The following is a 7,434-nucleotide window of genomic DNA, read 5'->3' as shown; positions in this document are numbered from 1 at the left end:
CGGCGGCCCCGGCCGGGGCGGCCGCCCCCGCGCCGGGAGCGGGCGCAGCGCCGACGGCGGCCGTGCCCGCGACGGCCACGAGCAGCATCGGAGCGAGGAGGCGGGGAATCGTACGACGGTGTCTCACAAGCGGTCCCTTCGACGGGGCAGCGCGGCTGTGGCATGTACGTAACAGAGGTGGAGCAGGACCCATGGCTACCGCCCAAGTCACGGCCTGGTCAAGGGTGTAGACCAATTCAACACCCCTTGGGCACGCACGCCGGTGCGAGAATCCCGGTATGGCGGAGATTCTTCAAAAGGACGGTACGTGGACTTTCGACGGCGACACAGTGCGCATCGTCCCGGGGCGGGGCGGCAGGATCCATCCGCTGCGCCAGGCCCTGGGTGAACTAGAGGTCCCGCTGGTCGCCCTGGCCGGCATCGCCTACGAGCCCGGCCGCAAGGGCGGCGGGCTGCGGCTGCGCCTGCGGGAGGGCGCCTGCCCGCTGCTGCTGGCCGCGGGCGGCAGACTGCCGGACGCCGCCGATCCGTACCGCCTCGCCGTCGAGCAGGACCGCACGGGTGTCGCCGAGTACTTCGTGGACGAGGTCCGCACCGCACTGCTGCTCGACCAGGTGCCCTCCGAACCGGTGAACCGCTTCCTGCTGCCCGGTCCTGCGGTGCCGGTGTCGGGCGGCGGCGGGGACGGCACGGCCTCCTTCGAGGGGGACGCGGTGCGCCTGTCCTGGAACTGGAAGGCGGAGGAGTCCAAGTCCTCCGGCGGCCCCGTCACCGTCCCCCTCTCGGAGATCACCGGGGTGGACTGGCTGCCCGCGATAGGCCTGGAGAACGGCCACCTCCGCTTCCTCACCTCCCGACGCGGGGCGAAGTCCCCCTCCCCCAAGTACGACCCGTGCGCCCTGGACCTGTGGGGGCTCTCGAAGAAGGAGTACACGGCCGCACTGGTCGCCGCCGCGGTGCTGGCGCGGCTTCCGCACCCGGCGGCCACCGCGGAGCCCGCCGACGCGCCCGTGCTGGAGAAGGCCGCTCCGGCCCCCGACGCGACCCCGCCGGCCGCCGACGACCACGACGCCCTGCTGCGCCGACTGCGTGAACTCGGCGAGCTGCACCGGGCCGGAGTCCTCACGGACGAGGAGTTCACGACGGCCAAGCAGGCGGTCCTGAAGCGGCTCTGAAGCGGCTCTGACCCGCCCAGGACTCCGACTTAGTCCAGACCAAGAGAGCCGAATAACGCGATCAAGAAGAATCCTGCCCGATATCGGGCAGGATTCTTGCATAAGCCCTCGGGTTACCTCAGTATCAACGGGTGCTCGAACGCCGTACGTCTCCCTCGTCCCCGCACGAGGACCTCATCGACCATCTGGTCCGCTCCACCGCGCTGCCGCGCGGCGAGGCGGCCCGGGTGGTGCTCGACGTACTGGCGTACTTCGACGAGACGACCGAGGAATTCGTCCGTCGGCGCCACCGCGAACTGCAAGCCGGCGGCGCCGTGAACGCGGAGATCTTCGACCGGATCGCGGCCGAGCTGCCGCACCGCGCGGTCGCACCGCCGGAGCTCTCGCTCCGCCAACTGCGCCGCCTCGTCTACGGCTGAGCAGCCCGCACCGGGCCGCTCGGCACCGGACAGCACCACAGACAACTCGGAGGGCAAGTCCTTATGTGTGGAATCGTCGGTTACATCGGCAAGCGTGACGTCGCACCCCTGCTCCTGGAAGGCCTGCAGCGCCTGGAGTACCGCGGCTACGACTCCGCGGGCGTCGTGATCAACAGCCCCAAGTCGGCCGCCCTGCGCATGGTCAAGGCCAAGGGCCGGGTCCGCGACCTGGAGGCCAAGGTCCCCAAGCGCTTCGCCGGCACCACCGGCATCGCCCACACCCGCTGGGCCACCCACGGCGCCCCCTCCGACGAGAACTCGCACCCGCACCTGGACGCCGACTCCAAGGTCGCCGTCGTCCACAACGGCATCATCGACAACGCCGACGACCTGCGCGCCAAGCTGACCGCCGACGGCGTCGTCTTCGCCTCCGAGACGGACACCGAGGTCGTGGTCCACCTCATCGCCCGCGCCCAGGCCGAGACCCTGGAGGAGAAGGTCCGCGAGGCGCTGCGCCACATCGAGGGCACCTACGGCCTCGCCGTGATGCACGCCGACTTCCCGGACCGCATCGTCGTCGCCCGCAACGGCTCCCCGGTGGTCCTGGGCATCGGCGAGAAGGAGATGTTCGTCGCCTCGGACGTCGCCGCCCTCGTTTCGCACACCCGCCAGATCGTCACCCTCGACGACGGCGAGATGGCCACCCTGAAGGCCGACGACTTCCGTACGTACACCACGGAGGGCTCGACCACGTCGGCCACGCCGACCACCGTGGAGTGGGAGGCCGAGTCGTACGACATGGGCGGCCACGACACGTACATGCACAAGGAGATCTCCGAGCAGGCCGACGCCGTGGACCGCGTCCTGCGCGGCCGGATCGACGACCGCTTCTCCACCGTGCACCTGGGCGGCCTCAACCTGGACGCCCGCGAGGCGCGCGGCGTCCGCCGCATCAAGATCCTCGGCTGCGGTACGAGCTACCACGCGGGCCTGATCGGCGCCGGGCTCATCGAGTCCCTGGCCCGCATCCCCGCCGACGCCGAGCCCGCGTCCGAGTTCCGCTACCGCAACCCGGTCGTCGACCCCGACACCCTCTACATCGCGGTCTCCCAGTCCGGTGAGACGTACGACGTACTGGCCGCCGTGCAGGAGCTGAAGCGCAAGGGCGCCCGCGTCCTGGGCGTCGTGAACGTGGTCGGCTCGGCGATCGCCCGCGAGGCCGACGGCGGCGTGTACGTGCACGCGGGCCCCGAGGTCTGCGTCGTCTCCACCAAGTGCTTCACCAACACCGTCGTCGCCTTCGCGCTGCTCGCCCTGCACCTGGGCCGGATCCGCGACCTGTCGGTCTCCGACGGCAAGCGGATCATCGAGGGCCTGCGCAAGCTGCCCGCGCAGATCACCGAGATCCTCGAATCCGAGGAAGAGATCAAGAAGGTCGCCGAGGCCTACGCGGGCGCCCAGTCGATGATGTTCATCGGGCGCGTGCGCGGCTACCCGGTCGCCCTGGAGGCCTCCCTGAAGCTCAAGGAGATCTCCTACATCCACGCCGAGGCCTACCCCGCGTCCGAGCTCAAGCACGGCCCCCTCGCGCTCATCGAGCCCGCGCTGCCGACGGTCGCGATCGTCCCCGACGACGACCTGCTGGAGAAGAACCGCGCCGCCCTCGAAGAGATCAAGGCCCGCAGCGGCCGGATCCTGGCGGTCGCCCACCGCGAGCAGGAGAAGGCCGACCACACCATTGTGGTCCCGAAGAACGAGAGCGAGCTGGACCCGATCCTGATGGGCATCCCGCTCCAGCTCCTCGCCTACCACACGGCGCTGGCCATGGGCCGCGACATCGACAAGCCGCGCAACCTGGCGAAGTCCGTCACCGTCGAATAAGCAGCCGCTGTCCGTACGAGCAGTACGAGAAGGGCCCCGCACGCGCCACCACGGCGTGCGGGGCCCTTCCCCTCACGGGGTCCGATGTGCCCAACACCGGACCCGGGCCCGGCAGTTGCGGTTCAGCCGGTGGCCGTCACACCTTGGCCGCCCGCAGCGCGGCGCGGCAGGGCCGTGGGCCACTTCGCCCACGCCGCCGTCGCGCCGCACCAGGCGACGAGCCCGGAGAGCGCCGCCACCCAGCCCGCGACCTTCCCCAGCGTCGCGGCGTCCGCGAACTGCGCGACCCCGAGCAGCAGCAGCGCCACGAACAACAGCCCGTACACGACCTGCGCGAGCCGCCCCGCGGCTGCCGCGCCCAGGGCCAGGGTGAGCGCCAGCAGCGCCCAGAGCAGCAGGAACAGCCCTGCCGCATCGGCCGACACGACGCCGTCACCGGCCGCGGTGGCCCAGGTGAACCAGAAGGCTCCGAGCCCGGCGAACGCCGTCCCGTTGAACGAATTCCCCGCCCGGAACTCCAGGAGTCCCGCGACGAAGAGGGCGATGCCCCCGACGAACGTCGCGACGGTGACGGCACTCGCCGCCGTGATCCCGTCGAACGCCATGGTGTGCCCGAGGCCGAAGGCGAGCAGGGTGAGTCCGAGTGCGAGATGGCCGAGAGTGGAGGCGGAGGCGGATGTGCTGCTTCCCGCAGAGACTTCGTTGTCCACGGCGGGGCTCCCTTCCTGCAAGTACTGCGTGTGCGTGAGTGCGTGGCGCCGGCCCGGCTTCCGCACGGACCAACAGCCTTTAATTACCCTTCACAAGGTGACAAATCACCCCTGCACGAGGGGAGTTTCAGGAATCGCCGCACCACGTCAAGGGGGCGTACACGCCAACTGCCTTAGGGGGCCCGCAAACTGACGTCGCGTTACGGAATGACAACGACCGGCCGCTGCGCCCGCTTCGCCAACCGCCCCGCCACCGATCCGAAGAGCCGCCCCACGATGCCGTGCGTCGACCCCACCACGATCGCGTCGGCCTCGTACTCCCGGCCGACCTCCTCCAGTTCGTGGCAGATGTCGCCGCCCCGCTCGACCAGGATCCACGGCACCTCGGCGAGGTAGTCCGCACAGGCCAGTTCGAGCCCCAGCACCTCGGTGCGGTGGTCGGGGACGTCGACGAAGACGGGCGGCTCGCAGCCCGCCCAGACGGTGGTCGGCAGCCGGTTCGCGACGTGGACGATGATCAGCCCCTGACCGAGCCGCCTGGCCATGCCGATGGCGTACGCGAGCGCCCGCTCGCTGGAGGTGGAGCCGTCGAAGCCGACGACGACACCGTGCCGGAAGGCGGGGTCGCAGGACTGACGTGGATCTTCTCGCGCGTAGAGGTCGCCGCTCGACTCCACGCCGTACTCGGCACTGGGATCGGCGACCTGCTTGCGGTCCGCGGGTTCGGGGGTTTCGTGACCGGCCATCGGTGTCTCGGCGTCTGCATCCTCAGGAGAACTACACGGGGCTTACGGCAGGAACAACGGGTGCGACTCACCCCGCGACAGCGGAGCTGTCCGGGAATCATCTTCCCAAGCCCATACCCCCAAGGGTACGGCGGCACTCCTCCGCTGCCCAGTGCTCGCAGGCGGGCGGCGTTCCAGGAGCATGCACGACCCCGGCCGGTATCGCAATGCCCGCTGTCCCGTACAGGCGTCTGCCGCCGCCCCGTACAGATGTCTGCCGCCGCTCCGCGCAGCCGCCGCCCACGTGACCGTCCGGCCCTTCCGTTCGTTGGTCAGGCTCCCCGTCCCCCGCGCCCAGGAGGAAGTGCGCCGTGCACGGCCCCTCACCCTTCTCGTCGCCGCACGACCCGCCGCACGACCCCGACCGCCCCCACGGACATCAGGGGACACCGCGGCCACAGGGACACCCCGGACACCGCCCGCCCCCGGCCGTTCCGGCCGACCCGGACGGCGCGTCCGCCGGCGCCGCGGGGGACGTCGTCCGGTGGGCGGTCTTCAGCTGTCTGCTCGTACCGGCGGTACTGATCGGTTACGGAGCACCCGTCGGCGGCGCCGCCGCGGCGGCCGGCGGACTGGCCGCCGTGACCGTCGCCTGCCGTCTGCTGCTCCGCCAGTCGGCGCGGGCCGCCGCCCGCGACCGGGAGCTCGCCCAGGACCTCCAGGCGGGCACCCACCGGGGCAGGCACAGCCGCACCGGCTCCGGCACGCACCGGGGAGGACGCAGGACGGAATCGTGAGCGTCCCGCCCCCGGAGGCGGACGGGGGCGCGAATGTCGTGAATGTGCACAAGAACAGTGCGTGAAATCGTTGCGGCGAAGTCACTCACCGCAGGGGAGTGCGCCGGGTGAGTGACGGGATCGCACATGCGCGCCCGTTGCTTTTCAGCCAACTTCGCCTCCACCCCCGATGCTTGGCGGAAGCCCCCTCCAACCCCCGTGCCACCAGGGAAGAAAGGACCGCTCGCCGCCCGCGCACCCTACGGGGACGGGCCATGCGCGAAAGGCGCACTTCCCTGCGGCGCCCGGGAGTGGAACGCTTCCTGATCGAATGCTTCGCGCCAAGTTGTCATGTCGACATAGCGCCGGTTTCGGAACTTGTCACGACGGCGCCATACGACACAGTAGATTCGATCATGGGTTATTCGACGGCGGGGGAACCGTGCAGGACCTAGAGGGACTGCGACTTCAAGGAGCAGTGTGCAGGAGCCACAGGCCCGTCACGATCAGGGAGCCGCGACCACCGAGGGGGGCTTAGCGCCATGAGCCAGGACTTGGCCGCACCGTCGGAGGCCACCCGGAAGCTCTCCGGGCGCCGCCGCCGGGAAATCGTTGCCGTGCTGCTGTTCAGCGGGGGACCCATTTTCGAGAGCTCCATTCCGCTCTCGGTGTTCGGCATCGACCGGCAGGACGCAGGGGTTCCGCGCTATCGGCTGCTGGTGTGCGCCGGCGAGGAAGGACCACTCCGTACCACCGGAGGCCTCGAACTGACCGCACCGTACGGCCTGGAGGCGATGAGCCGCGCCGGGACGGTCGTCGTACCGGCCTGGCGGTCCATCACCTCCCCACCACCACCGGAGGCGTTGGAAGCGCTGCGCCGCGCGCACGAGGAGGGGGCCCGGATCGTCGGGCTGTGCACGGGGGCCTTCGTGCTCGCCGCCGCGGGCCTGCTCGACGGCCGCCCGGCGACCACGCACTGGATGTACGCACCGACGCTCGCCAAGCGGTATCCGTCGGTGCACGTCGATCCGCGCGAACTCTTCGTCGACGACGGAGACGTCCTGACGTCAGCGGGTACGGCGGCCGGAATCGACCTGTGCCTGCACATCGTGCGGACGGACCACGGGACGGAGGCGGCCGGTGCGCTGGCCCGGCGTCTGGTCGTGCCGCCGCGCAGGACCGGCGGTCAGGAGCGCTATCTCGACAGGTCTTTACCTGAAGAAATCGGCGCCGACCCGCTGGCCGAGGTCGTCGCTTGGGCGCTGGAGCACCTCCACGAGCAGTTCGACGTGGAGACGCTCGCCGCGCGTGCGTACATGAGCCGCCGGACCTTCGACCGCCGTTTCCGGTCGCTCACTGGGAGCGCTCCACTGCAGTGGCTGATCACCCAGCGGGTGCTCCAGGCGCAACGGCTCCTGGAGACGTCGGACTACTCGGTGGACGAGGTCGCAGGCCGGTGCGGTTTCCGCTCCCCGGTCGCCCTGCGCGGCCACTTCCGGCGCCAGCTGGGGTCCTCCCCCGCCGCCTACCGGGCCGCCTACCGGGCCCGGCGTCCGGCGTCCGACCCCGTCCCGCTGGGGACCTCGGCGCTGTCCGAGGCGGTGCCGCAGCAGCGGCGGGCCGCGGCGGCGAGTACGGGGCTGCCGGGCGCGAGCGCGGCGGTCCCCGAGAACGGGAAGCTGGGCTCGGACATGTACGCGCCGGGTGGACGGCTGAGGTAGCACGCGCAGTGGTGAGGGGGGCGGCTC

7 protein-coding genes are annotated in these 7,434 nt (G+C 70.9%); 5 read left to right on the top strand and 2 right to left on the bottom strand.

Annotated elements, in window-relative coordinates; translation table 11 throughout:
- The first annotated feature begins 278 nt into the window (after positions 1 to 278).
- From ACWGIG_RS35135 to glmS, 3 genes are all read left to right on the top strand, one after another.
- Positions 279 to 1,175 (top strand): DUF4429 domain-containing protein, encoded by an 897-nt coding sequence (locus tag ACWGIG_RS35135; protein ID WP_453325760.1) that lies wholly within the window; start codon positions 279 to 281, stop codon positions 1,173 to 1,175.
- A gap of 131 nt (positions 1,176 to 1,306) precedes the next feature.
- Positions 1,307 to 1,594, top strand: coding sequence for a hypothetical protein (locus ACWGIG_RS35130; protein WP_453325759.1), 288 nt, complete (start codon positions 1,307 to 1,309; stop codon positions 1,592 to 1,594).
- A 63-nt stretch (positions 1,595 to 1,657) separates the two neighbouring features.
- Positions 1,658 to 3,475 carry a glutamine--fructose-6-phosphate transaminase (isomerizing) gene (glmS, locus tag ACWGIG_RS35125; RefSeq protein WP_453325758.1) on the top strand — a complete coding sequence of 606 codons (1,818 nt, stop codon included), beginning with the start codon at positions 1,658 to 1,660 and terminating at the stop codon, positions 3,473 to 3,475.
- A 122-nt stretch (positions 3,476 to 3,597) separates the two neighbouring features.
- On the opposite strand, the gene ACWGIG_RS35120 is transcribed toward glmS, so the two are convergent.
- The gene (locus ACWGIG_RS35120; RefSeq protein WP_453325757.1) at positions 3,598 to 4,185 is read right to left on the bottom strand and encodes an acetate uptake transporter; all 588 of its coding nucleotides are present in this window, start codon (positions 4,183 to 4,185) and stop codon (positions 3,598 to 3,600) included.
- A gap of 200 nt (positions 4,186 to 4,385) precedes the next feature.
- Complete coding sequence (locus tag ACWGIG_RS35115) at positions 4,386 to 4,931, bottom strand: universal stress protein (RefSeq protein ID WP_453325756.1); 546 nt, start codon at positions 4,929 to 4,931, stop codon at positions 4,386 to 4,388.
- Positions 4,932 to 5,281: 350 nt separating this feature from the next.
- Between ACWGIG_RS35115 and ACWGIG_RS35110 the strand changes: the two genes are divergently transcribed.
- Both ACWGIG_RS35110 and ACWGIG_RS35105 read left to right on the top strand, forming a co-directional pair.
- Entirely contained in the window at positions 5,282 to 5,707 is a 426-nt protein-coding gene (locus ACWGIG_RS35110) for a hypothetical protein (RefSeq protein WP_453325755.1), read from the top strand.
- A 521-nt stretch (positions 5,708 to 6,228) separates the two neighbouring features.
- On the top strand, positions 6,229 to 7,407 hold the full coding sequence (locus ACWGIG_RS35105; protein WP_453325754.1) for a helix-turn-helix domain-containing protein: 1,179 nt from the start codon (positions 6,229 to 6,231) through the stop codon (positions 7,405 to 7,407).
- Positions 7,408 to 7,434 lie beyond the last annotated feature (27 nt).

It is taken from the genome of Streptomyces sp. NPDC054863, from assembly GCF_053610825.1.
The sequence above is the reverse complement of the archived record's forward strand: the minus strand, read 5'-3'. Positions and strand labels throughout refer to the sequence as shown.

Bases quoted from the DNA above. Each gene is read 5' to 3' on its own strand.
- ACWGIG_RS35135 (WP_453325760.1), top strand. From the start codon at position 279: ATGGCGGAGATTCTTCAAAAGGACGGTACGTGGACTTTCGACGGCGAC.
- glmS (WP_453325758.1), top strand. From the start codon at position 1,658: ATGTGTGGAATCGTCGGTTACATCGGCAAGCGTGACGTCGCACCCCTG.
- ACWGIG_RS35115 (WP_453325756.1), bottom strand. From the start codon at position 4,931: ATGGCCGGTCACGAAACCCCCGAACCCGCGGACCGCAAGCAGGTCGCC.
- ACWGIG_RS35105 (WP_453325754.1), top strand. From the start codon at position 6,229: ATGAGCCAGGACTTGGCCGCACCGTCGGAGGCCACCCGGAAGCTCTCC.